This window comes from Nitrospirota bacterium, from assembly GCA_040757335.1.
Taxonomy (GTDB): domain Bacteria; phylum Nitrospirota; class Nitrospiria; order 2-01-FULL-66-17; family 2-01-FULL-66-17; genus JBFLXB01.
In genome coordinates, this window is sequence record JBFLXB010000024.1 from 30,347 (window position 1) to 54,541 (window position 24,195).

At 63.3% G+C, this 24,195-nt stretch carries 20 protein-coding genes; 1 reads left to right on the plus strand and 19 read right to left on the minus strand.

Annotated features, from left to right (window positions below; all coding sequences use genetic code 11):
• Window positions 1–24: 24 nt before the first annotated feature.
• The 19 genes from fbp to AB1451_12525 all read right to left on the minus strand — a co-directional run bounded on the left by fbp (window position 25) and on the right by AB1451_12525 (window position 23,216).
• Window positions 25–1,038, minus strand: a complete 1,014-nt coding sequence (gene fbp, locus AB1451_12435) for a class 1 fructose-bisphosphatase (GenBank protein ID MEW6683711.1) — start codon at window positions 1,036–1,038, stop codon at window positions 25–27.
• 3 nt (window positions 1,039–1,041) lie between these two features.
• Window positions 1,042–1,806, minus strand: coding sequence for a 6-phosphogluconolactonase (gene pgl / locus AB1451_12440; protein MEW6683712.1), 765 nt, complete (start codon window positions 1,804–1,806; stop codon window positions 1,042–1,044).
• A 48-nt stretch (window positions 1,807–1,854) separates the two neighbouring features.
• Window positions 1,855–3,399, minus strand: a complete 1,545-nt coding sequence (zwf, locus tag AB1451_12445) for a glucose-6-phosphate dehydrogenase (protein ID MEW6683713.1) — start codon at window positions 3,397–3,399, stop codon at window positions 1,855–1,857.
• Window positions 3,400–3,421: 22 nt separating this feature from the next.
• The gene (gene gnd / locus AB1451_12450; protein MEW6683714.1) at window positions 3,422–4,315 is read right to left on the minus strand and encodes a phosphogluconate dehydrogenase (NAD(+)-dependent, decarboxylating); all 894 of its coding nucleotides are present in this window, start codon (window positions 4,313–4,315) and stop codon (window positions 3,422–3,424) included.
• 39 nt (window positions 4,316–4,354) lie between these two features.
• Window positions 4,355–4,807, minus strand: a complete 453-nt coding sequence (gene rpiB, locus AB1451_12455) for a ribose 5-phosphate isomerase B (protein ID MEW6683715.1) — start codon at window positions 4,805–4,807, stop codon at window positions 4,355–4,357.
• Between the two features lie 38 nt (window positions 4,808–4,845).
• Window positions 4,846–7,692 carry a bifunctional transaldolase/phosoglucose isomerase gene (locus tag AB1451_12460; protein MEW6683716.1) on the minus strand — a complete coding sequence of 949 codons (2,847 nt, stop codon included), beginning with the start codon at window positions 7,690–7,692 and terminating at the stop codon, window positions 4,846–4,848.
• A 29-nt stretch (window positions 7,693–7,721) separates the two neighbouring features.
• A complete protein-coding gene (tkt, locus tag AB1451_12465; protein ID MEW6683717.1) occupies window positions 7,722–9,791 on the minus strand; it encodes a transketolase in 2,070 nt (689 codons plus the stop codon).
• Entirely contained in the window at window positions 9,788–11,818 is a 2,031-nt protein-coding gene (locus AB1451_12470; GenBank protein ID MEW6683718.1) for a glycoside hydrolase family 15 protein, read from the minus strand. Before AB1451_12470 ends, tkt begins: the two co-directional genes overlap by 4 nt.
• Before the next feature lie 12 nt (window positions 11,819–11,830).
• Complete coding sequence (locus AB1451_12475; protein MEW6683719.1) at window positions 11,831–13,843, minus strand: di-heme oxidoredictase family protein; 2,013 nt, start codon at window positions 13,841–13,843, stop codon at window positions 11,831–11,833.
• Window positions 13,844–13,907: 64 nt separating this feature from the next.
• Window positions 13,908–15,326, minus strand: coding sequence for a putative porin (locus tag AB1451_12480; protein ID MEW6683720.1), 1,419 nt, complete (start codon window positions 15,324–15,326; stop codon window positions 13,908–13,910).
• Window positions 15,327–15,423: 97 nt separating this feature from the next.
• Window positions 15,424–18,105, minus strand: coding sequence for an FAD-dependent oxidoreductase (locus tag AB1451_12485; GenBank protein MEW6683721.1), 2,682 nt, complete (start codon window positions 18,103–18,105; stop codon window positions 15,424–15,426).
• Window positions 18,102–19,757, minus strand: coding sequence for an FAD-dependent oxidoreductase (locus tag AB1451_12490; protein MEW6683722.1), 1,656 nt, complete (start codon window positions 19,755–19,757; stop codon window positions 18,102–18,104). Before AB1451_12490 ends, AB1451_12485 begins: the two co-directional genes overlap by 4 nt.
• A gap of 518 nt (window positions 19,758–20,275) precedes the next feature.
• A complete protein-coding gene (locus AB1451_12495; GenBank protein MEW6683723.1) occupies window positions 20,276–20,647 on the minus strand; it encodes a hypothetical protein in 372 nt (123 codons plus the stop codon).
• A 373-nt stretch (window positions 20,648–21,020) separates the two neighbouring features.
• Window positions 21,021–21,239 (minus strand): hypothetical protein, encoded by a 219-nt coding sequence (locus AB1451_12500; protein MEW6683724.1) that lies wholly within the window; start codon window positions 21,237–21,239, stop codon window positions 21,021–21,023.
• Window positions 21,240–21,606: 367 nt separating this feature from the next.
• Window positions 21,607–21,975 carry a DUF5615 family PIN-like protein gene (locus AB1451_12505; protein ID MEW6683725.1) on the minus strand — a complete coding sequence of 123 codons (369 nt, stop codon included), beginning with the start codon at window positions 21,973–21,975 and terminating at the stop codon, window positions 21,607–21,609.
• Window positions 21,972–22,199 carry a DUF433 domain-containing protein gene (locus AB1451_12510; protein ID MEW6683726.1) on the minus strand — a complete coding sequence of 76 codons (228 nt, stop codon included), beginning with the start codon at window positions 22,197–22,199 and terminating at the stop codon, window positions 21,972–21,974. Before AB1451_12510 ends, AB1451_12505 begins: the two co-directional genes overlap by 4 nt.
• Before the next feature lie 118 nt (window positions 22,200–22,317).
• Window positions 22,318–22,722: a single-stranded DNA-binding protein gene (locus AB1451_12515; protein MEW6683727.1), complete on the minus strand. Its 405-nt coding sequence runs from the start codon at window positions 22,720–22,722 to the stop codon at window positions 22,318–22,320.
• Window positions 22,723–22,746: 24 nt separating this feature from the next.
• Window positions 22,747–22,917, minus strand: coding sequence for a hypothetical protein (locus AB1451_12520; protein MEW6683728.1), 171 nt, complete (start codon window positions 22,915–22,917; stop codon window positions 22,747–22,749).
• Window positions 22,914–23,216 carry a hypothetical protein gene (locus AB1451_12525; GenBank protein ID MEW6683729.1) on the minus strand — a complete coding sequence of 101 codons (303 nt, stop codon included), beginning with the start codon at window positions 23,214–23,216 and terminating at the stop codon, window positions 22,914–22,916. Before AB1451_12525 ends, AB1451_12520 begins: the two co-directional genes overlap by 4 nt.
• 197 nt (window positions 23,217–23,413) lie before the next feature.
• Between AB1451_12525 and AB1451_12530 the strand changes: the two genes are divergently transcribed.
• Window positions 23,414–23,926 carry a hypothetical protein gene (locus tag AB1451_12530; protein ID MEW6683730.1) on the plus strand — a complete coding sequence of 171 codons (513 nt, stop codon included), beginning with the start codon at window positions 23,414–23,416 and terminating at the stop codon, window positions 23,924–23,926.
• The last annotated feature ends 269 nt before the right edge of the window (window positions 23,927–24,195 follow it).

Consider the following 24,195-nt stretch of genomic DNA (forward strand, 5'->3'; position numbering starts at 1 on the left):
GAGACGGTGTTGATTGGTATCCGACTAACGGCGTCCTTGGTAAAAGTCCTCCGCCAGCGTGACGTCATCGGCGCTCCCGACAATCAAGGGCACGCGCTGATGGTAGGTCGACGGCTGAATATCCAGGGTTCGCATGTCCCCCGTGCTGGCTCGCCCTCCGGCGGTCTCGGTGATCAACGCCATCGGCGCCGCTTCATAGAGCAGCCTTAATTTTCCGGTCGGCCGTTTGGGATCGTCCGCGTCGGCCGGGTAGAGGTAGATGCCTCCCTCCAACAGCGTCCGGTGAAAATCGGCGACCAGCGACCCGGCGTAGCGCAGTGAGTAGGGCCGTCCCGACGGCTGATCCACCGCCCGCAGATAATCGACCACCCGCCGCGTCTGCGGGTGCCATCGATGGTAGTGCCCCTCGTTCACGCTGTAGGTGTCGCCGCGCTTGGGAATCCGAATCGCCCGGTGCGAGAGGAGAAACTCCCGCGTGTGGGGGTCCAAAATGAAGGCATCGACGGTACGACCGGTGGTATAGACGAGCACGGTGCTGGGTCCGTACATCACGTATCCCGCGGCGATCTGTTCGGTGCCCTTGCGCAACACGTCCGACGGGATATGCCTGCTCTCTCGGCCCCGCCGGCTGCGCACGGAGAAGATAGTGCCGACGATCCCGTTGACGTCGATGTTCGAGGAACCATCGATCGGGTCGAAGCAGACCACGTACCGTCCCCGCTCGCAGGATTCGGCGAAGTGGAGCGGCTCCTCCATCTCCTCCGACACCAGGGTACAGGCGGCTCCGCTCTCTTGGAGCATCTCCACGAAGACGTCGTTGGACCACTGGTCGAGCTTCTTGACCTGCTCTCCTTGCACGTTCACCAATCCGGTCGAGCCCAGCCGGTTGACCAACCCCGCCTGGTTGAGCTCCCGCGCGATGACGTTGGCCGCCAAGCTGATCTGAGTCATGAGCGCGGTGAACTCACCGGTCGCCGAGGTGAAGGCCTCCTGCTCGGACAAGACATGGCGAACGAACGTCATCTTGGCATGCCCCATCGTTTATCCCCCTCGCACCGGTCGTAAACCGGCCGCGGCATCCCGATCCACCAGCCAGAGCATCTTCCCCGTCGTCGGGCGAATCGACTGGGCCGGAAGCCGCTCCGGATCCCACGGGCCTTCGAGGACCTGCGCCAAGGTCTGGGCTTTCTCGGCTCCGGCCGCCAGCACGATCACCCACGAGGCCCGGTTGATGATTGGAATGGTCAGGGTCAGCCGATGGGCTCCGAGCTTGAACACGGGATTGGCGACCACCCATCGGACGGTTTCCATCAGAGCCGGGGTCTCCGGGAAGAGCGAGGCGGTGTGCCCGTCCGACCCCATCCCGAGCAATACCAGGTCGAAAGACGGGGGAACGGTCCGAGTTCCCCAGTTGAAATGCCGCCGGATATCAGCCTCGTACTCGCGGGCCGCGGCATCGGGATCGCTCGACTCGCCGCGCATCCGGTGGACGTGGGTCTCGATGATGCCCAGCGGGGCGAGCAAGGTCTCGCGAGCCGTTCGATAGTTACTGTCGGGATCATCCGGACCGACGCACCGCTCGTCCCCCCAGAAGAAATGGACGCGGTTCCAGAACCCATCGGACCGAACCCCATCGCGCGCCGGGATGTCGTACAGTCGCTTGGGCGTCGATCCCCCCGACGGCACCAGCCGAAACTCCCTTCCCGTTCCCAACACCTCCTCGGCGATCTTCGTGATTTGGACGGCCGCCTCGCGGGCCACGTCTTCGGGCCCGGAGAGCACGAGTCGGTCCGACGGGCGTATCATGGGTTCGGTCTGTATGGATCGTCGTGCAACGGGAGAGACATCATCCCGTTACAGCATCCTCCACCGGCTCCCGTCCTGCTCGATCAATCGATCGGCCTCCACCGGCCCCCAGCTTCCGGCGCTGTACTCGGGAAGCCATTTGGACCCTTGTTGTCGCCACCCCTCCAAGATATCGGTCACCCATCCCCACGCGGCTTCCACCGCGTCTCGCCGCATGAAGAGCGTGGCATCCCCGGCCATCACGTCGAGCAACAGGCGCTCGTACGCCTCGGGCGAGGCGGCCCCGTAGGCCGTGCCGTATTGGAAATCCATGTCCACCGGATGGATCCGCATCTTCGATCCGGGGAGTTTCGACGTGATCCGCAGCGAGAATCCCTCCTCGGGTTGAATGCGCAGCGCCAACACGTTGGGTTCCAGCGGCGCGGACGGGCTCGCGTTGAACAGGATTTTCGGAATGTTCTTGAGCTGCACCGCGATTTCGGTGGCGCGTTTGGGCATGCGCTTGCCGGTGCGCAGATAAAACGGGACGCCCGCCCACCGCCAATTCTCGACGAACACTTTCAGCGCGACGTACGTCTCGGTGGTGGATTCCGGTTTGACGCCGGCCTCGCGTCGGTATCCCGGAACCTCTGTTCCGTTGAGCAGCGCCGGGCTGTATTGGGCCCGGACCGTGTACTGGTTGACCAGGCTCCCGGTAATGGGGCGGAGCGACCGGAGCACCTCCAACCTCGCGTTGCGCACCACGTCGGGGTCGAGCGACCACGGCGGCTCCATGGCCACCAGACAGAGCAGTTGCAGAATATGATTCTGGACCATGTCCCGAAGCGCCCCCGCCTCCTCGTAGTAGAGGGATCGGGTTCCCACCCCCTCCTCTTCGCTCACCGTGATCTGGACGTGATCGATGTATTTGTGGTTCCACAACGGCTCGAAAATCCCGTTCGCGAATCGCAGCACCAAGAGGTTCTGCACCGTTTCTTTCCCGAGATAATGGTCGATCCGAAAGACCTGCGTTTCGTCGAACGCCTTGCCCAGAATGGCGTTGATATCCTGGGCGGACGCGAGGTCGCGGCCGATGGGTTTTTCCACGATCACCCGAGAGAAAGGGCTCGCGCCGTCGACGGGTTGCACCAGTCCCGCCTGCTGGAGGCCCTGCGACGCCGCGCCGATCAACGTCGGGGGAATGGCGAGGTAGAAGATCCGGTGGCCGGGGAGCGCGAACTCTTGCTCGATCTTCTCAGCGCGGGTTTTGAGCTCCTGGTAGGTCTTGGGATCTTGGAATGCGCCCGCGAGGTAGAACAGGCGTCGCTCGAATTCGGCCCACCTCTTCTCGTCGATACCCTGCCGGGAATGCTTGACGATTCCCTCCCGCGAGACCGATCGAAACTCCTGATCGCTCAGCGGACTATGGCCGATGCCCAACACCGCGTAATTCGCGGGGAGCACCCCGTCCAGCAACAGGTTGTAGACCGCCGGGATGAGTTTGCGGCGGGCCAGGTCGCCGGATCCGCCGAAGATGACGAGGAGACAGGGTTGCGCCGCGTTCCCCCGCTTCGAATCCCCGCCAGCCGCCTCACGGCCATCCATCTCTGCCATCATCTTCTCCCCGATCCGAGTGTTATTTTCTGACCGCATGTCCCCCGAAGGCGTTCCGCAGCGCCGCCAGCATCTTTTCGGCGAATGACTCCTCCTGGCGAGAGCGAAACCTGGTGAACAGCGCTGCGGTGAGAGTGGGCACCGGCACATCTTTGTCGAGCGCGTCGAGGATGGTCCAGCGCCCTTCGCCGGAATCCTGCACGTATCCCTTCAGCTTCTCCAAGCGCGGGTCTTGCGCGAGCGCGCCGGCCGCCAGTTCCAGCAGCCACGACCGCACCACGCTCCCCTGCATCCAGAGGTTGGCGATCTTGGCCAGGTCCAAGCCGTACTCGCTCTTGGACATCAGCTCGAACCCCTCGGCGTAGCCCTGCATCATGCTGTACTCGATCCCGTTGTGGACCATCTTCACATAGTGTCCCGCCCCATGGCCCCCCATATACGCCCATCCGTTCTCGGGCGCCAGGGTCGCAAAGATCGGCTCGAAGCGCCTGACGGTCGCCTCCTCCCCGCCCACCATCATGCAGTAGCCCAGCTTGAGGCCCCAGACGCCGCCGCTGGTCCCGACATCCACGTAATGAATGCCCTTCTTCTTGAGTTCAGGGGCCCGCCGCACATCGTCGTGGAATTTGGTATTGCCGCCGTCGATGATCGCGTCACCGGGCTGGAGCAGCGCCGCCACGGCCTGCACCGTCTCCTCGGTCGGCGCGCCCGATGGGACCATGACCCACACCGCGCGGGGCGCGGCGAGCTTCGAGATCATGTCGGCGAGCGACGACGCTGCGACGCATCCCGTCCCTTCCGCCTGCTTGACCAGATCCGTCGTCCGGTCGTACACCACGACGCGGTGCGCGCCGCGCTGCAACCGCGTGACCATGTTCATGCCCATCTTTCCGAGGCCGACAAATCCGAGTTCCATCGCCGATCCTTTCTTTGAGCGCGAGGGTTCGACCCTCGGCTACTTCGACCAGTCGTGCTCCAGTTTCTTCACCTTCTCCAGCCGCCGAACGTGTCGCTCCTCCCCGGTGAAGGTCGCTGCCAGAAAGACCCGCACCAGTTCCGCAACCAGTTCCGGCCCGACGATACGCGCACCGAGCGTCAACACGTTCATGTCATCGTGCTCCACGCCCTGATGCGCGGAGTACGTGTCGTGGCACAGTCCGGCTCGGACGCCCCTTATTTTATTGGCCGCCACGCAGGCGCCCACCCCGCTGCCGCACAGGAGCACCGCCCGATCGGCCTTTCGCAAGGAAATCGCCTCTCCCACCGCCTTGGCGTAATCCGGGTAATCCACCGGCTCGGTCGAGTGGGTACCGAGGTCGAGCGCCTCGTATCCCGTGTTCCGGATGACTTCGATGACCACGGCCTTGTGGGGATACCCCCCATGGTCGCATGCGACGGCGATCTTCACCGGTCCTTCACCGGCGGTGGGGTCGTTCCGGCCCGCACTTAGAGCGCCTTGTCCAGGGCCTGTCGGAGGCGCCGCAGTCCGGCGTCGACGTCCGCACCCAGATGGACCCGAATGGCTCGGCGGTCGCGCTTGCTCAGGCTGACGAAATCCCCCAGGGCCTGAGCCGCCTTGAGCACGCCGAAGGTATACGGTTCGCCCGGGATCGGCAGATCCTCCGCGTCATCCGCGGTGATCTGGATGAACACGCCCGAGTTCGGACCGCCCTTGTGGAGCTGCCCCGTCGAATGGAGGAAGCGCGGGCCGTACCCCAGGGTCGTGGCCACCTTCTTCTTTTCGCGGATCTTCAGCCGCATCTCCTGAAGCGCGCGATGCGCGGCGTCGGTCCGCTCCACGTACGCGGTCAGCGCGACGTAATCGCCCGTCGTGACCCGCGTCAAATGGGCCGCGAGCGCCGCTTCCAGAGTCGACGTCCCGTCGAGCGCCTTCCGATTGGCGGCGTCGCCGTAGATTCGAACACCGTCGGCGGTGAGAATCGGCTTCTCCTCGAGCAGCGTGCCGGTCTTCTTGAACTCTTCCAAGAAGCTCTTGGTGTAGTCCTTGCTCTCCTGGACGTTGGGTTGATCGAAGGCATTGATGCCGAGGACCGCCCCGGCGACCGCGGTCGCCATCTCCCAGAGGAAGAACTCCTCGCCCAGGTTGATCAACTCCGAAAGATCGATGCGGATCACCGGGAAGCCGGCGCGTTCCAGCGCAGCCACATCCTTGTCCTGTTGAGCGTCCACGCCGGCCGCATACCGGATATACACGAAGAGCCGGTCCATCCCGTAGACGTCCGGGGCCCCGAGCGGCTCGTCATCGATGGGAACGATCCCCTTGCCTTCCTTGCCGGTGCTCTCGGCGATCAACTGTTCGAACCAGGCGCCCAGGTCGCTGATCGCGGGGGAGGTGACGAACGTCACCTTGTCCCGCCCCTGCTTGGCCAGTTCACCCAAGGTGACGCCGAGCACCACGCCTGGGTTGTCCTCCGGCGGGACGCAGGAATCGCAGCTATGGCGCATCCGCTCGGCCCGATAGAGTAAGTGCTCGACGTTCACGCCCATGAGAGCGGCCGGCACGATTCCGAAATTGGAGAGCGCGGAGTATCGTCCCCCGATCTCGGGAACCCCCGGCAGAATTTCCCGAAATTTGCTTTCCCGGGCCAGATTCTCCAACAGCGAATGGGGGTCGGTGATGGCGATGAAATGGTCACCGGCCTGCTCGCCCTTGATCCGCCGCATCCGGTCGAAAAAGTGCTGATAGAAGACGATCGGCTCGGTGGTCGACCCGGACTTGCTGGAGACGATGCAGAGCGTTTTCGCCAGATCCACCCGCCGCTCGAAGCTCTTGACCTGCGACGGCACGGTGCTGTCCAGCACGTGGAGTTGGGGATAGCCGGGAATCACGCCGAACGTCATGCGAAAGACTTCCGGACAGAGGCTGCTCCCCCCCATCCCCAGGAGCAAGAGGTGCTCGAAACCCTCGGCGCGAACCGACTCGACCAATCGCTTGATCGGCGCCAGCTGGTGCACCTGTTGTTCGGTGATGTGCAACCAGCCCAGGGCGTTGCGGATGATCCGATGGTGCACGGGGTCGCGGTGCCAGAGGCTGGGGTCTTTGGCCCACAACCGCCGGACGAACCCTTGCTGTCGAAGCTCCTTGAGCTTCTCCGGGATGCCCTTGCCGAACCCGCCCAGCGCGTAGGTCTGCTGATTGAGCTTGGCGCCGAGCAGCTCTCTCCGCTTCTGACTGACGGTGCTCATGAGCTGGTCGAAGGATTCGACGAAGATTCGGACCCCGTCCGCCAGCAGCTTGTGCGTGACCTGGGTAAAGTCGATCCCGCACTCGGCCAGGAGACTCATAGTCTCCTTGGCCTCGTCGAGCCCGGTCAGCAGCGTGCCGCTCACCGTGCCGTGGTCGCGGAAAGCGCTGAACGTCGCCGCGGGGATCGTGTTGACGGTGTCGGGGCCGATCAGCGCGTCGACGTAGTAGGTATCGGAGTAGCGGGGATTTTTGGTGCCGGTGCTCGCCCAGAGCAGGCGCTGAACCTTGGCGCCCCTGTTCTGCAGGGCCGCAAATCGCGGGCCGGCGACGATCGCCTCGAATGCGAGGCGGGCCAGCTTGGCGTTGGCGATGGCCACCTTTCCGATCAGGCTCTGCAACGCCGCCCGCTTCCGGGGATCGGTGGTCCCCTTGATCTTGGCCTCGAGTTGACTATCGACCAGGCTGTCGATTCGGCTAATAAAGAAGCTGGCGACCGACGCCACCTTGCGCACGTCCCCGCCCTTGGCGGCGAGCTGTTCGAGCCCCGCGATGTAGGCCCAGGCGACCTGTTCGTAGGCCTCGACGCTGAACAGCAGCGTGACGTTGAGATTGATCCCACGACTCAGCAAGGGTTCGATGGCGAGAATCCCTTCGGGGGTTGCGGGGACCTTGATCATGACGTTGTCCCGGCCGACGGCCTTGTGCAGCCGCACCGCCTCTTCGATCGTCCCGGCCGTATTGTGGGCCAAATCGGGCGAGACCTCCAAGCTGACGTACCCGTCGCGGGTCTCGGTCTTCTGGTAGACCGGATACATCAGGTCGGCCGCGTCCTGGATATCGCGCACCGCCAACGTCTCGTAAATCTGTTTGACCCCGGTGACGTCGGCGGCGATCTGCTTGAGGGCTTGATTGTAATCGGTGCTGCCGCCGATGGCCTTTTCGAAAATCGAGGGATTGGAGGTCACCCCGAGCAACCCGTCCTGATCGATCATCGCCTGCAGTTCGCCCGACGTGATCAAGCCCCGGCGGATGTAGTCGTACCAGGGGCTCTGCCCGAATGCTTGAAGTCGGACCAGCGGATTCATGGCGCGCTCCTTGTGAGGTCTTTACGTTCTCACGTTTTCGCGTGGTGTTTCAACTGCTCCTTGGCCGCCGCGACGACCCGGTCCGGGGTAAAGCCGAACTTCTTGACCAGTTCTTTCAGCGGGGCCGACGCCCCGAAGGTCTTCATGCCGATCGTCTGGCCGGTCGTCCCCACGTACCGGGCCCATCCGAAGGTGGACGCCTGCTCCACCGAGACCCGTGCGGTGATCGAAGGAGGAATGACGCTGTCACGATAATCTTGGGATTGCTGTTCGAAGAGTTCCCACGACGGCATACTCACCACCCGCGCCTTGATCCCTTCGGATTTGAGCTGCTCGTACGCCTCGACGCAGAGCGAGACCTCGCTGCCGCTGGCCAGGAGCAAGACGCCGGGTCGTCCGTCGGCGGCGTCCGCCAACACGTAGGCGCCCTTCTCCACCCCCTTGGCCGGGGCGTACACCGAACGATCCAGGGTCGGCAGCGCCTGGCGGGAGAGAATCAGTGCGACCGGTTCGTGCCGCAATTGCATGATCACCCGCCAGGCCTCGGCCACCTCGTTGGCGTCCGCCGGCCGCAGCGTGATCAGGCCGGGGATGGCCCGCAGCGAGGCGAGCTGTTCGATCGGCTGGTGGGTCGGCCCGTCTTCGCCCACCCCGATCGAGTCGTGCGTGAAGATATAGATCACCGGGATTTCCATGATCGCGCTCAGCCGAATCGCCGGCCGCGAGTAGTCGCTGAAGATCAGAAATCCCGACCCGTAGGGGCGAATCTTCGACAGCGACAGCCCGTTGAGGATCGAACCCATCGCGTGTTCCCGAATCCCGAAGTGCAGGTTGCGTCCCGCGGGATTCTCGGCCGTGAAATCCCCCGCCCCGTCGAACGTCAGCCGGGTCTTGGTCGAGGGGGCCAGATCGGCGGATCCCCCGACCAACCATGGCACGCGTTTGGCGACGGCATTGAGGACCTTGGCCGACGCGTCGCGCCCCGCCACCCCCTTCGCGTCCGCCGGAAACGGCGCGATCTCCTGGTCCCAGCCGTCGGGAAGCCGCCGGTGTTGCATCTTGTCGAGCTGGTCGGCCAGCTGCGGGTTCGCGACCGAGTACTCCTTGAACAGGGCCATCCACGCCTCGCGCAGCTTACGCCCGCGTGTCCCAACCCCGTCCCGGAAATGCTCCCGCACCCCATCGGGCACCAGGAACTTCGCGTCCTCGGGCCACCCGTAATTGCGCTTGGTCAGTCGAATCTCTTCCTCGCCCAAGGGCTCGCCGTGGGCGGCGTGCGTGTCCTGCTTATTGGGCGACCCGAACGCGATGTGGCTGTCGACGATGATCAGCGTTGGCCGGTCGGGCGTGTTCTTGAAGGTGGTGAACGCCCGTTCGAGCATGGCGAGATCGTTGGCGTCGCCCACGCGCGTGACGTTCCAACCGTAGCCGATGAAGCGGGTGGCCACGTCTTCGCTGAACGCCCACTGGGTGTGGCCTTCGATCGTGATCTTGTTGTTGTCGTAGATCCAGCAGAGGTTGGCGAGCTTGAGGTGGCCGGCGAGCGACGCCGCCTCGCTTGATACCCCCTCCATCATGCAGCCGTCGCCGCACAAGGCGTACACGTCGTAGTCGAACATCTCGAAGCCCGGACGGTTGAAGTAGCGAGCCATCCACCGCTGGGCCGTGGCCATCCCGACGCTGGTCGCCACCCCCTGCCCGAGCGGACCGGTGGTGGTCTCGATGCCGGAGGTCCAGCGGTACTCGGGGTGGCCGGGGCACTTGCTCTCGAGCTGGCGAAATCGCTTGATGTCATCCAGCGGCACCGACAGCTCGCCGAGTCGCTCGTACTTGCCGTTGACCGCCTTGACCCCGCACAGATGAAGGATCGAGTAGAGCAGCATCGAGGCGTGGCCGATCGACAGCACGAAGCGATCGCGGTTGGGCCAGATCGGATCGTCCGGGTCGAACCGCAAAAACCGATTCCAGAGACAGTACACCACCGGTGCCAAGCCCATCGCGGTGCCGGGGTGGCCCGAGTTGGCCGCCTGCACCGCGTCCATCGCCAGCGTTCGAATGGTGTTGACGGATTGCCGCTCGAGATCCCCTGTTTGGTTCATGGTTGTTTCCCCTTTCGACGCCCGCCGCTCTTGGCCCGTCCCTTCGGAGCCTCGAACGACCGGTACCTGCTGGCATAGATCAGGGCGGTTTCGACGTACGCGGCGTGGCTCCAGGTCAGCGGCGAGATCGAAACCGGCTCCCCGCTATAGGGATGAAGCTGTTCGGCCAACACGCCGCTGGGCAGGGCGTGGTTGGCCACCCACTCCAGAATGTCCTTCGGCCGTCGTAAATCATCCCTCGTCTTGGCGGTCTCGATGAACCACAGCGCGAGCCACAACGTGCAGATTGGCCAGGGGTTGCCCGCCACGCGACCGATATCGCCGCTCTTCTGATGGTAATAATCGTTTTCATACCGGGCCACCCCGCCCACCTCGGTCTGAATCCAGAGGCGCTGTTCGATGGCCCGCATGGTATCGACCACTTCCGCCTGATCGGCCGGAAGGACGCCGAACGCAAAGACCCCGTAGAGGCTACTGTCGATCGTCGGATCCACCGAATACTCATCGCCGGACGTGAAGGTGATCATTCGGGCGAATCGGCCCAGATCCGGCCGGTAGAGGTGCGTGAGCGCGGCCGCCTTCATCCGCTGCGCGCCCTCGGCACACTGTTTCTCGAGCTCCGCGTCGCCGAACAGGGCGGCGAACCGCGTTCCCGCTTCGAGGCCGGCGCAGACCGCCGCGGTGGTGAAGGTCAGCACCCCGTACCGTTCCTCCCACAGATCGTAGGATTCCAGCGGCAAACCGGTCCCCCCGTGCCGGTAGGTCAGCATGAACTTCGACGCCGGACGGATCATCCGGTCATACATCGATTTCGCGAAGGCTCGGTCTCCGGACAGCTCGTAATGCGACCACAGCGCCCAGAGCACGAGCGCGGTCTCATCTTCCTGGATCGGCAGCTTGGGCACCCCCCCGCGGATCCAGGGATGCCAGGAGCTGCCGAGCGAGCCGTCGGGGTTGTACTTGTGGAGCAGGTAGCCCTCGGGATAATAGGTGGGCTTGGGCATGAGGCCCGCGCAGAACTCGAAGAACTTCGCGGTCAGATCGTGGTGCCCGGCCAGATCGAGCGCGTGGGCCACCAGAGCGCCGTCGCGGGGCCACATGTAACTGTAGGTATCCCGGTTGAACATCGACGAATCGCCGTCGTTGGCGGCCAGGATGGCGCCCCCGTTGTCGATTTGGGTGCGGATGATCAACAGACTCCTGCGGTAGAGCTCCCGCGCCCGGTCGGAGAGGTCGTAGAGTTCCTCCGGGCGTTTGGTCACCCAGATCCGCCAATGGGTCTCGGTGGAACGCAAGAGCGACGCCGGATCTTGCTGGAGCACCCACGTATTGAGTTCTTTGACTTCGAAATAACCCTGCTCGGCCGCGATCCAAAACCGGAACCGCACCGTCTCCCCGGCCGGAATCGTCTGGCGAAGGCTGACGGTCGAATCCACCGAGCCCTGAGCGATCGGGTTCATGCCGAGCTCGCCATCCTCGGCGTCCCGCCAGGTCCCCTCCGCGCCACCGTTTTCCTTCGTCCCGATGGCATACTGGTAGATTCCCTTCCCGTCCTCGCTTCGCCCGTTGACCAGAAAATAGCGCTTGCCCTTGTAATGAATCAGCACGTCGTTGACGGGCTCGTAATAGGCGGTGTCTCCGCTCTCGGTCTCTCCAATGTGAAAATCCTGCGAGAAGAGCAAGCGGACGTCTCGGGGGTGATCCCAGTGATTGGTCACCGCGATCGACCGCAGGAAGATGGTTCGTTCGGAGTCGACCCAGTCGTGGCAGTGGAGCGAGAGCCCGAGATCGCGGTGGCTCAGGTGGACGTCGGTGACCAGCGTATCGGGGAGGTAGGTCATCTTCCGCTCCCACCCCGGGTCGTGAAACCACGAGAACCGGCCGTTCACCCAGATGCCCACCCGACTGGGATGGCCCACCGTGTTATTGTCGCGCCCCACGCGCGGGAAATAAAAATCCCGCACGCAGTAGGCGCCGTCGAAGTTCACCAGCAGCGACCCATTCCCAATCGCCAGATCCCGAGGCATCCGCGCCCTCTCTTACAGCGCCTTCAGGAAGTTGACCACGTCCTGCTGCTGCGCCTGGGTCAACGCGCGCCACCGGACCATCACGTTTCGCGCTTCGCCCCGGTTCGCGCTGGCCGCCGCCGGGCAGACGTCGGCAGCCACCGCGCCCGAATAGGTCGGCGTCGGGCACCCGGCTCCCGACGGCGGCAAGTCGTGCAGTTCGATCGCTGCCTCCAACGCCGCGTCGAAGCTGTCCACCACCAACGGCACATTCGTTCCTCCATCGCTGCTGGACTCCACCGTTCTCGCCCGGACTCCCCCCCGAGAAAAACTCGAGAGAAAGACTCGAGCATCGTGCAGGAAGGGAGGGCCGATCACGCCGATCCCCATCAGGGGCGGGGTCCGCCATTCGGTCCCGAACGCCAGCCCCTGGCCGGGAATGGAGAAATCAGCCAGGTTGCGCTGGATCTCCACGGTGCCCGCCTGAAGCGAGAAGGGCGGCGGAGGAACCGGGTTCGACTTGCCCTGCGGAATTTGCCCCATGTCATGAAGGAGAAGATCCGAGAAAATCGGGAACCACTTATTCGAGAGATGGCGTCCCCCCACCGCGGCCGGTGACTCCCCCGTCCTCATGATCGGAATATGGCAGCCGACGCAGTTGACCTTCCGATCGGTCTGATTGATCCCGTGATCGTCCCCGGTCGGCGTCAGGTCCGATCTGAGCCGGCTCCGAAAGGCGGCGAGGTCGACCCCGAAGAGATCGGCTCCGGTCTCGATGCTCGTGGCCTTTGCGGCGTCGGTGCAGTTGACGCCGTCATTGCCGAAGAGCAGGCACGGATCCAGATCCGGAAGCGAGATCATGCGGATCAGCGAGCGGAGATTCAGCACCTCCTCGGCCGTCAGCTCCGGATCAGCCGCCTTGTCGCAGTTGCGGCCGACGTTCTGGTTGTTGTTCTGCTCGATCGGCGCAAAGGGACTGGTGACCCCGATCTCTCCCTGGGTCCCCCCGATCATGAACTGGAAGAGCGTCGGCCCCGCCGCCCGCAGACCGAACCGGGACACGCGAATGACCGGGTCCCCTCCCGTGAAGGCGATGTCGGCGCGATTTTCGTTGTGTCGCCCGGAGATGCAGTCGCCGACGCACTCCGGATTGGTGACCGAGGGGGCACCAAGGGTCGAGTTATGCCCCTGGACGTCGCTCGGGTCGTCGTTGGCCGCGATATCCCCCGCGTAGATCGCTTCCATGAGCCCGCGCCCGATGTACGGCGGCGCCGCTCGTTCCCCGATCGCCCTTCGGCCGCCGAGCGCGCTGAGCCCCGTGGTCGGGTTGATCCCTCCCTGAAGGAACGGATCGATCGATTCCGGGGGGATGACGTCGGGCTCGCAGTCCCCCGTGGCCCGGACGTGCTGGATCGGCCCTCCGAATTCGGCTAGGGGATTGAACGCGCCGGCCGCCGGGAAGAAATCCCCAAACAGGGTGAAGGCGGCTGTGGGGGGATGCTCCGGATCGTGCTTGCCCGGGCGGGCCGGATTGCTGTTGTTGGCGGTCGCTTTCGTAATCAGCGAGTGATCCGTCACCCCGGAGCGGGCCGCGCGGGAAGGAGGGGTCGGCTTGGTCCGAAGGGGCGCACCGGAGTTGGAGAGCGTCGGGTCGTCCGTCGCGAAATCGAGCTGTTCCGCGCTCCGGTGACAACCCAGACAGATGTTCTGGTTGAACACCGGACCCACGCCGTTCTCCTCCGTCCGATCGGTGATAAAGAAGGTAAGCGCCTTCTGAAACACGGACCGTTCCTCCCCGCTCACACTAGGATAGGCGAGCGCCTCGACGGTGTTGTCCGTCGCGAAGGTCGCACGGGGAACCCGTTCGACCGGCGCGAGCTTGGAGGTATCCGCGGGCCCCGCGATCCCGGAGAGATCCCGGTCATCCGCAACGCCGACGGTCTCGGTCAGGTTTCCGCCGGCGTCGCAGCGCACTAAAGCAAAGGTAAAAAGAAGTCCACCCAGTAACCACAGCCCGCTCGAAAACACATCGCGTACACGTTTCATGCTTCCTCCGCGTCAGATATCGTCAGCCGATTGTGTGAGTTCGATTCGCACCCGATCCCGTCCGTCAAAACGTCCTCACCAGGTCGACAAACCACCGAGTGACCCCATTGTCCTTCCGGGGAAAGCCTTCGAAATCCAAATACACGGCTTGGAGGATGAGATCGGGCTGGAAGCGATAATTCGCCCCCACCTCGTAGCCTTTATAGGCGGTTCCCCCGCCGAGGTCCGAGTCGGTAAACGTGGACAGGGTGGCGTCGGCATCGACGTCGCGATAGGTGTACCAGAGGTTGAACGCGCCTACGCTCCCCTGCCCTCCGCCGCGCAGGCCGGCGGTGATGCCGTACCCCTCGTCATCTTGGCCGACGCTCAGGTTCTGCACATAATCCCCCAACACAAACACTTCGGGCGCTAGACCGGTAAACGGAAGGCCGATGTGAACCTGGGCCGTCAAATTCACCGGCGTGAACCGGTCGTCGGGGAACCCATCCGCCCCCGGGCCGAAGTTCACGCGATTATTGGTCCGCTGCAGGCCTTCACGAACGAGCAGCGCGCTCGTCCCCGGCGCCACAAAACCGCCCGACCCGGGCGTAAAATTCGGCGCACGCAGTCCGGCGTTCAAATCGTTGTAGTCATAGATAGCGGCGGCCAGCGTGGCCCCAATGGCCTCGGCGTTGACCCGGAGGCGCAGCTGATCGGCCAAGAGGGTGGTATCTCCGGTCAAACCCGCGAATCGATCGTCGGTGACCTCGTTGACGATGAAGTATCCCGCCGTATTCTCGATCTGTAGCAAGGAAGACCCGCCAGGGATGGTGATCTGAAAGATGGCGCCCTCCGGATTGACGTCGTCGTCCCAAACGAGTTCGGAGCGCCAGGAGCCACGGTCACCGCGCCAGAACGGCAGGGGCATCTTCCCGAGCGTCACGGAGAGCGGGTCAAAAGCCGGGAGAGGTCTGACCACGATATAGGCCTGGTCGAGATTGAACGACTTGGAGCGGAAGGCGTCGCCCAGGCGGATGAAGGGAGAGGTGGGGTTGGGATTTTCTCCGGTGCTGATCCGGACGCCCGCGGCGACCCGCTGGTGCGGGCTGTATTCCACCGAAAGGCGGACGCGGGTGCGAAGCCCCTCGATCTCGCCATCCTCCAGCAACAGGTCGGTCTGGTCCTCCAACTCGGTACTGTCGTAGCGCACGGTGACGCTTGCGCCGACTTTGACCGGCGATTTCTGGGGCTCCTGGGCGGGCGGAGGCGCCGCCTGCTCGTCCTTTTGGATCTCTTGGACGGCCTGCCGGAGTCGTCCCTGTTCCTCCCGCACCTTGGCCAGCTCTTCTTCAAGCTGCCGGATGCGCTCGGTATCGGCGGTCGTTTCTTCAGTCGCCTCAACGGCTTCTGTACCTTCAGGGGGCTCCTGGCTCCATCCCGGGGCGGTTTGTAGAGACACGCTGAACACCACAGCCACCGCAGTTGCGACACAAGATCTGGTCATTAAGCCTCCTCTCCTGCGTGCACCCACATCTTGGACTCCGTTCATTTGGCGCTCACCCACGCTTAGACAACCCCGCTCTTCATTCGATCCGCCGCGATCAGCTCAGGTCCGTCGTCGCCTCCACCGTCACCGGACGTTTGACCTCCGATATCCGCCCCGCCATCCTCGCTTTAAGGGCGCTCCCCAGATCGCGGTACCCCTCGGCCAGGGTCAGGAATTGATCGCGGGGGAGCACCACCACGTCCACCGGCGTCAGACACTTGACGGTTGCGGTCCGCGGAGTGTCGGCGAGCAAGGCGATTTCTCCAAAACAGTCCCCGGACTGCAGTTTCGCGATGTGTTCGGGTCGTCCGTTGGTCTGCCGAAGCACCTCCACCTCGCCCGCGACCAACAGGTAGGCGCAGTCCCCGCGTTCGCCTTCCCGCACGATCTCGTCGCCGACCTCGTAGTGAGCCCGGCTGAGTTTTTGGGTCCGCTGCGGGGCCAGCACCACGATGTCATTGCGAAACGGAATGTCGAGGATCCAGTCGAGTAGGACCCGGACGTTTCGTTCCAGACCCGGGAGGGTGAGCAGACACAGTAAGCGCGACAGGAACCAAGCCGGGAGCCCGGCTAGACGAAGCCCGAGGAAACGCCCGACCGTGGCGTAGCGGCCCAAGGCGGCCGCATACAGCAAGGGCCTCCGCTCGGACCACCGAAAGAGTGGGTACCCCCGGAGCGTCGCCAGGGCATTGTAGGCGGCCAGGCGCCCCATCCTGATTTCTCGTCGCGCCAAGAAGGGAGCCGGCTGTGGTGTCCGTGCGCACTCGCCGATCACCGTCACATCCCTGAGGTCCCGACCGCGCAAAAATTCGTCGACCGGCACCCGGCCATCGGGACTCGCGCCGGGGAGCGCGACCACGACTCGGGGTCTGGTCGTCAACGCGCCCACCACTAAGCGGCAAGGAATCCGTCGGCCCGACGCCACCACCACCTCCTCGGGCGTTACCGCCGTCACCTTCGTCCCCGTGAAGACCTCGACCCCGATTTTCTCCAGCCGCCGCTGGGCGGCCGCCCCGATCGCGGCATCGAATTGCGGGATGAGCCGCTCGCTCGCTTCGAAGAGCAGGACCCGCGGTTCACGGCGATCGATTCGTGGATACGAGACCAGCGCGCAGTTGATCAGCTCGCGAATCTCGGCGGCGGTCGCGGAACCGCGGAGCCCACCGCCCACCACGCCGAAAACCAGCAAGGCTCGGCGCTTGGCCGGATCCTCGATGGTCTCGGCCTGTTCCAATCGTTCCAACACCTGCTGGCGAAGAAAGAGCCCATCCCCAATCGTCATCATGGGCAGCGCGTGTTCGAGGAGGCCAGGTATCCCGGCAAAATTCGCCTCGGCGTCGAGGGCGACGATCAATTGATCATAGTTCAGCGCGACGGGCTCCCCCGACACCAGCGTGACCCGCACCGCTTTGCCCGAGTGATCGATCGCGACGACTTCCCCTTGGAGAAACCGCGAACGCGGACAGAGCCGACGGATCGGATTGACGATATTCCCCGCTTGGACAGCCCCCCCCACCACCTCCGGGAGGAGCGGCTGAAAGAGAAAATAGCTTTCGCGATGGACCAGGGTAAGTGTGACGTTGGTGAACTCCCCGAGGAGACGCTCCAATCGCATCGCGCAATGGACCCCGGCGAACCCGCCCCCCAAGATGACGACCCGCGCGGGTTTGTCGGTGGCGACCGGCCGGCGCCATCGGCCGGCGCCATTGGTGATGAACGACACCAGGAGGCCGTAAAAGATGATGTGCGCAAAGACGCTCTCACCCAGGATGGCGCTGAAAAAGACAAAGGCGCAGAACAGGACGACGGAAAGCGGGCGCATCAGCACGCCGGCCATGATGAGGAGGCCCGCCAGCGTCTCGACTAGGGCCATCCAAAGCACGAACGTGCCCGGATCGAGCCCCAGGGTCGGCACGTGGTGCAGCTCAATGATGCCCATCATGAGATTGGGTTGGTGATACTTGTACTCCCACCCGAGGTAGGCGAGGTTGATGCCGGCCATCATGCGCAAAAGCCACTGGGCCCTTCCGCGGGGTTGGTCCGCGAGCCACGCCGCGATCTTTGTGGTTCCGGGAATCGACGGCATCGGGATCGCATACGAACCCGCTCCCTGCAAGAGGAGGTACACCGCCGCCCCCCCCACCAACCCGATGTACGCGAGCATCTCCTGGCCGAAGTATCCAAGACCCAAGAGACCCAGGACCAAGAGCGCCGCCGCCGCGGCGCGAACATACACCCCCAAGAGCATGCTGAACGCGATGGCCGCCTCGATCCAGGCGATCCATCCGAAATTAGGCCCCAAGAGCCGGAGTTCGAGGTCCGGCGCCGCCAAGGTGGGCGCCTCCAACAAACCCGTGCCGTGCCGGGGACCCAGCCCGAACGCCCCCATCCCCAACATCACGAAGAGTGCGATCCGCAGGGCCAGCGACGTATACCCGCCGTACGAGGCCAGCCGAACCTGAAGGTCAGGGAACAGCTCCCGCGCACCGGTGTAGTTGAGCAGAATCCACCCCACCAGGAAGAGGGCGGTGAAGGTGAACATGGCGATGTTGGTGGCGCTGAGCTGGGTAAAGATTTCGGGCGGCGGCTTGGCGTTCCACTCGGCCATCTCTTGCGGAGTCAAGACCCAGCTTTCGTGGGCCGTCGCCGCGACCGGAATGGCCAGCAAGAAACATACGAGCACGACCCCCAACAACGATGACACGGTTTGGTATTGGGAACGGAGTGGTGAGGTCATTGGTGTCCTCTCTCTGGTGGGGAACCCGCGCGTGAGAGCTCCCTCCGCTGCTGGGCGAGCCGCTCGAAACGCTGGGACAGTTCCGGAAAATACGAGAGCAACGCGGCGAAGTCTCCCCGCCGGACGCTGACGAGGCTCCCATTGGTGCGGCCGCGCACCGTCGCCGATCGCGACTGCTGCCACAGCAGGGCCATTTCGCCGAAATATTCGCCGGGCCCTAGGGTCGCCAATCGGGCCTCCTGTCCCTGGTCGTCTTCTTTGAACACGTCCACCTCGCCGTCGGTGATGAGATACATCCGATCCCCAAGCTCGCCCTGCCGGACGATCGTCTCGCCCGCCTCGAACCGCTCGGTGGCGAAACTTTGGGAGGGTTGGACCTTGAGCTGAACGATATCCGGCGGCATGAGGAGGTCGAGCGCCCAGTCCAGCCCCACGCGCAGTTTTCGTTCGAGGCCGGGGAGCTTCATGAGGTAGACCGCCCTCCAGATCAGCCATGCGAAAAATCCGGAGAACTTGATCCCGAACACCTCCGCCACCGCGGAGTAATGACCCAGCGAACCCAGCTTGCCCAAGCCCGAAAAGACAAACGGGACCTTGTCACCGCCGTGAATGGCGGCGTAAATATTCCGGGCCGCGCACTCCGCCTCTCGCACCGCAAATTGAGCCGTCGCCGGGGAACGGCCGCCCTTGACGCGATCGGGAATCCAGGCACAGTCCCCCAACGCCCAGACCCCGGGTTGGCCTCTAACCTCGAGGAATTCGTCCACCATCACCCGGCCCCGCTTGTCCTTTTCGATCGGCAATCCCATGATCAACGGATGGACCCCGGGGGGCACCGTCGACACCAGGGTACGGGCCGGGATCTTGCTCCCGTCGGTGAGAAACACTCCTTCAGCGGTAGCCCCCTTGGCTCGGCGGTTCAGCTGAAGCTCGACCCCGCGACGCCGCAAGAGCCGCTCGGCGTAGGCGGCCAATCCCTCGCTCATTTCTTCGAGGATCCGGGCCCCCTTGTCGATCAACACCACCCGAATGTCCTGGGGCCTCAGGTGTGTGTAGCTGCGGCCAGCCTCCCGGAGAAAATCGTTCATGGCGGCCGCCACCTCCACCCCAGAAAACCCCCCTCCCACCACGATGTAGGTCAACAGCTGCTGCCGCAGGCAAGGGTCTTCCTCGATCGCGGCCTCCTCCAGGGTGTGGAGCAGATGATTACGAAGGGCCAGGGCATCGCCGAGGTTCTTGAAGGGAAAGGCATACTCCTGAAAACCAGGCGATCCGGAAAAGTCGGTGGTGGTCCCGGGCGCCAGAACGAGGTAGTCGTAGCGGATGGATGTCGGCTTGGGGCGAACCCCGGGGCTGGTGACGATGATTTTTTCATCGAGGTTGATGCTTTGGACCTCACGGGTATAGAGGGTCACCCGCGGGCACAGCTTCCTGATCGGGATCACCACGTGGGTGAGACCCACGCTGCCGGAAATCACCTCCGGGAGCATGGGTTGAAACACAAAATAGTTCTCCCGATTGATCAGGGCGATCTCCACCCGTTCCCCTCGGCGGTGCCGGCGCCACAACCGGTCGAGCGCCATGGCGGTATAGACGCCCGAGAATCCTCCTCCGATGATGACGATGCGTCGAGCGGCGGCCTGAGTCGACACCCAATAACCTTCTTTCTCTCGGAAGAGGCCTCTTAAGAGGCCGTCACCGGACGAGAATGTATCTCAGATGAACTCGAGATACTGCGCCGGTGGTCACGCGCAGGCCGTGAGGAAGATCACTCTTGCGGCGGCGGTCATGCTCTGGTTGAGCGCGATACGTTGTCTTTCGATTGCCGTGTGCCGATGGAGCCATCGATTTGAGTTAGCCGATCGTGAACGTCGAAGATTCGTGGGAAACATGCGTGTCATCCCAGACAAGGTGACACAAAGAGGTTATTCCTTACTACGACCGAAACACTTTGTCAAGCACTTGCTAACAACAGCACTTGCTAGCAACAGCACGCGCTTGAACGTGAGTTTTGAACTTGAGGACGAATGGGCAACTGCGCGAGTGGAACACTTCGGCCGAAACTCCGAGGCGATCGTGGGACCGAAGTCAGCGCGATGACGGCCGCGGCAAAACGGATGTGGCGCCTCCTGGTTCCAGGAGGCGCCACATCGCCAAACGATATCGCGCCTTATTTGCTCATCCCGTCCTGTTTCATCATCCCGTCGCCCTTCATTTCATCCTTCTTCATACCATCCTTCATCATTTCATCCTTTTTCATGCCATCCTTCATCATGCCGTCGCCCTTCATGACTTTGATCCAGTTCGCGTGGCTGCTTGGCGTTACATTGGCTGTAACGTGTGCACCGACCTTGACCTCACCCTCTTTCTTGGTGCCCTTCGGATCAACGTGGATCGTCTTCATCGACCCATCGCCCATTTTGACAGTGACCATCTCGCCTTCCATCTTCGTGACTTCGCCCGTGATGTCGTCCATACCCGCCGCAGCCACGCCGCCCCAGATCAACAACACCATCCCCGCCACTATCATCGACTGCTTCATCGCTTGTTCACCTCCTTTTTCGCCGCCGACCGCAGCGTGGGTCCAGCATATCCAAGTCGATGAGCAAAAGCAAACGGGTGTACTGGCCACGAGCGAACTCAAGGGCTACTGGAAAACTGCCGAAACCCAGCCCGCTACGCCGCTCCACGTACCAGCCCAGGGAGGTCAGCTGAGATGCTTGGGCCGTTCCTTTTGAGAGAGGCCGCCCGGACCAATTCCTGTCGGTATTTGTTACCACCCTGCTACCAACTTCCGTTGATCCACCATGGTTTACGCTGAATGGGTTGGCGAAATTGCTCGCCTGCGCCCACCCTTCTCTTTCCACCACTTTTCAATCTTTAAACAACGTCCCTATCACCGCCTAAAAACGCGGTCAGAGCCGTTCGTCCCCCGACCGCTCAATCAGAAATAAAACACTCATTTCAGCCGACGTGACCTGAACTGGAATCACCTCCAACACGGTATCCTGAAACTCCGCTTGTTGGACGGCAAACCTTCCTACCCCATGAGCCTTTGCCCGAAACGTGATCGAGACGAGCGTTCCGGCACCCGTGATCCCACCGATCAGCCCGAGGCGGGAGAGGCCGATCATGACTCGGCCCATTTCCTGGTGATCGACGTGAAAACACTTCCTCTCTTGATCACCGCCATCCTAGCGAGCGGGCTCCGCACCAAATCCTTCGGTCTCGGCCAGGACCATCAAGAATCTGGCACGACAGCGTGGCCGCTCTATCGGCCACCGTCGACGTCCTCCTGGCTGCGCTGATGGGGTGGGGTCCAGGGGCCGGTGCCCCTGCCGCACGGACTTGGAGATCGTTTTTCGGGGTTAGAACGGGACCAACAATGCGTCGGCCGCTGCCTCAGGATTCCTGGGACAGCGGCCGGTATGGGAGCGGAACGACGAGGTGGTTCGGATCAGCCCAGCGGATGACGACGGCCGAGTCGCCGGCTGGAAACGTCTACATTCGGATTCGGATGCGGTGCGGCTCGGCCAGCAGGAGCTTGCCCTTGTAGTGCGACATGTCAGGGTGGCTCGCCACATAGGCCATCACACGCGCCATGATCTTTGGGATCGTCTCCGGATGGTTGTGGACCTGGATCGCCAGGATGCCGTGGTAGCGCTCGGGCGGGTAGGTCACGATGTCGGAAAAGTCGCCATTGAGCGAGACCAGGATCGCGTCCAGCCGCACGGCCGTGGCGATGACGAGGGGATCCGGAGAGTCTGCAGGGACATGATCTTTGAGCCGGTGCACGTCATGCCCCGCATCCCGCAATGTCTGCATGATGTAGTTGGAGACGCAGTGATCCGCCAGGAACCTCACACTCATGAGGCGACGACTTCGAATTCGGCGAGGTCGCGCGCATAATCCAGGCACGCCGCGATGTGCTGCGTCGTCAGGTCGGGAAATTCCCGGATAATCTCCTCCGCCGTCTGCCCAGCGGCTAAATAGCCTAAAATCAAACTGACCGGAATGCGCGTGCCTTTGATGCGGGGCTTGCCCCGGAGCACATCCGGCGTGCTCTCGATATGCTCTTTCCAGTCGATCGGCATGGTGTCGCCTCCTCGGACGGTGCGCCACGCCCGGCGGGTGCTGTACGCTCGGCCGGGCGATGTGTTACAACCTAGCACGGCAGGCGGCCTCCGGTCAAAACGAGCGCGACTGCCGCACTCAGAACGGCACGTCCGCGTCGTCCACATCCTCCGAACTCTCCGGCGACGCCTTTCCGCCTCCATTGCCGTTGCCCTTCCCCAGATAGATGATCCGCTGTGCCGCCACGTACAGCCGCTGGCGTTTCTCTCCGTTCTCTTTGTCCGTCCACTCGTCCCGCCGCAGTTCGCCATCGACCAGGACCTGCCGTCCCTTGTACAGGTACTGGCCCGCGTGCTCGCCCGGCTTGCCGAAGGAGCGGACAGACACGAAGGTCACGGCCTCGATAAGTTCTTCGCTCTCCGCTTTGCGGTACTTGCGATTGACCGCCACGCTGAAACTCGCCACGGCGGTTCCCGAGGGCGTGTATCGGACCTCCGGGTCCTGCGTCAGCCGGCCGAGCATGGTGATTCGACAGTAGTCCATGACCAATCCTCCTCTTGGTTAGGATTAGAAGGCGGACGCCTTCTCCACGTCATCTGGCGCTCGTTTTTCGGGAGCCGCGGTGTCCGGCGCATCGGTGAGGGCCACGCCCAGCCGGCCAGTCTGGCAGCTCCGCGATGGTCCGTACCGCTCCTCCAACCGTGCGAGGACCATCTCGAGGAATGCCTCGAACGTCATCTGGAACGCGTACTTCTGGTAGAGATCGCCTGAGCGATCGAGGAGCTCATCGCTGACGCACACGGTTCGATCTCCTGGACTTCCAACACCCACGACAGCCTCCTTTTCGCGAGCCAACTCACCTCACCGTCGTCCCAGCGGACCTGGAACTCGTTTTCGACCAGTTCGCCATCGATCCCGAGCCGTCCGGCCAGCACGGTCCCGGTTCGGCCTTCGCCATCGTGGACCCGATCCCCACCCTGGAACGTCACCGACCGCAAGCACCGATCCATCGCCAGTAACCCAGCTACCACGTCCATTCGCACGTCCTCCTCCGAGGGATTGAGAGGCTGGTGCGACGCCTTGGTACGCTCGAAGCAGCCAAGACGGCCGAGTCCATGCCCATTGATTGGGCCACAACGGATTGCACGAGAGGACCTCCGGGTGGGAGAGGGGTTTTGCACTTATGGTTCAGGGGGAAGCGTGGGTCGGAATCCTTGCACAGGGGGCTAAGACCATGAGGACATCGAAGCTGTCGCAGGACGTCATCGACGTGTTGACCCAGCGCGGCTTTGCCGGACGCCGTGTCTACGTACCGGTCGCTGAGTCGAACCGTCCGCCAAACTTGGTAACGATTTTCCTGCCCAAACTGCTCGCCGAGGTCGAAGCGGACTACGAGCGCCGGGGCGTGACGTTTTTCTCCGAGGGCTCACCCCGGAAGGTCTTCTCCGGGAACTACGGCAAGGGACGAATCGGAGCGCGGTTCAACCTAACGCCCCGGACGGCGCCAAGTGTGTCCTCCGCAGCCTGGAAACGCTGGCGGAGTGGTTCTCCCGGTCAGAACGGCTCCGCCACGACGAGCTCCGTGACCTGGCGGACGTATCTGGAAATCCGGCAACGCCTGCGAGCCGGGGAGGCGGTCGGCCTCGAGGAGTACGTGCGGTACCACAACGCGCCTGAGGCGCTCCTCGAGCGGGTGAAAGACCTCGCGCAGGCGTCGATCCAGAGCTGTCCGTGGCGGGCTTCCTGAACAGGTTTCATGAAATTTTTCATGAAAACAGGCCCCAAAAATCCGATCGGAGAGGAAGTTTCATGAACATGTTCATGAAAGTCGGGCTCACGCAGACGGAAATCCACGATAGTTCATGAACATGTTCATGAACCCGTGAGCCGTCTCCTCACTCTTCCCTGACAGAGGGCTCCACCAAGCGCACCCCGTCATGGTCTGGTCCGCGTCGCAAGGGGGCGGGTCAACGGGTATGGCATCTGACACGGTGTCGAATGCCATGCCCGTTGACC

Bases quoted from the DNA above. Each gene is read 5' to 3' on its own strand.
- pgl (MEW6683712.1), bottom strand. From the start codon at position 1,806: ATGATACGCCCGTCGGACCGACTCGTGCTCTCCGGGCCCGAAGACGTG.
- fbp (MEW6683711.1), bottom strand. From the start codon at position 1,038: ATGGGGCATGCCAAGATGACGTTCGTTCGCCATGTCTTGTCCGAGCAG.
- AB1451_12485 (MEW6683721.1), bottom strand. From the start codon at position 18,105: ATGACCTCACCACTCCGTTCCCAATACCAAACCGTGTCATCGTTGTTG.
- AB1451_12505 (MEW6683725.1), bottom strand. From the start codon at position 21,975: ATGAGTGTGAGGTTCCTGGCGGATCACTGCGTCTCCAACTACATCATG.
- AB1451_12475 (MEW6683719.1), bottom strand. From the start codon at position 13,843: ATGAAACGTGTACGCGATGTGTTTTCGAGCGGGCTGTGGTTACTGGGT.
- AB1451_12470 (MEW6683718.1), bottom strand. From the start codon at position 11,818: ATGCCTCGGGATCTGGCGATTGGGAATGGGTCGCTGCTGGTGAACTTC.
- AB1451_12530 (MEW6683730.1), top strand. From the start codon at position 23,414: ATGAGGACATCGAAGCTGTCGCAGGACGTCATCGACGTGTTGACCCAG.
- AB1451_12520 (MEW6683728.1), bottom strand. From the start codon at position 22,917: ATGACGTTCGAGGCATTCCTCGAGATGGTCCTCGCACGGTTGGAGGAG.
- zwf (MEW6683713.1), bottom strand. From the start codon at position 3,399: ATGGCAGAGATGGATGGCCGTGAGGCGGCTGGCGGGGATTCGAAGCGG.
- AB1451_12500 (MEW6683724.1), bottom strand. From the start codon at position 21,239: ATGATCGGCCTCTCCCGCCTCGGGCTGATCGGTGGGATCACGGGTGCC.
- tkt (MEW6683717.1), bottom strand. From the start codon at position 9,791: ATGAACCAAACAGGGGATCTCGAGCGGCAATCCGTCAACACCATTCGA.
- gnd (MEW6683714.1), bottom strand. From the start codon at position 4,315: ATGGAACTCGGATTTGTCGGCCTCGGAAAGATGGGCATGAACATGGTC.
- AB1451_12525 (MEW6683729.1), bottom strand. From the start codon at position 23,216: ATGGACGTGGTAGCTGGGTTACTGGCGATGGATCGGTGCTTGCGGTCG.
- AB1451_12460 (MEW6683716.1), bottom strand. From the start codon at position 7,692: ATGAATCCGCTGGTCCGACTTCAAGCATTCGGGCAGAGCCCCTGGTAC.
- AB1451_12515 (MEW6683727.1), bottom strand. From the start codon at position 22,722: ATGGACTACTGTCGAATCACCATGCTCGGCCGGCTGACGCAGGACCCG.
- AB1451_12480 (MEW6683720.1), bottom strand. From the start codon at position 15,326: ATGACCAGATCTTGTGTCGCAACTGCGGTGGCTGTGGTGTTCAGCGTG.
- AB1451_12495 (MEW6683723.1), bottom strand. From the start codon at position 20,647: ATGAAGCAGTCGATGATAGTGGCGGGGATGGTGTTGTTGATCTGGGGC.
- AB1451_12510 (MEW6683726.1), bottom strand. From the start codon at position 22,199: ATGCCGATCGACTGGAAAGAGCATATCGAGAGCACGCCGGATGTGCTC.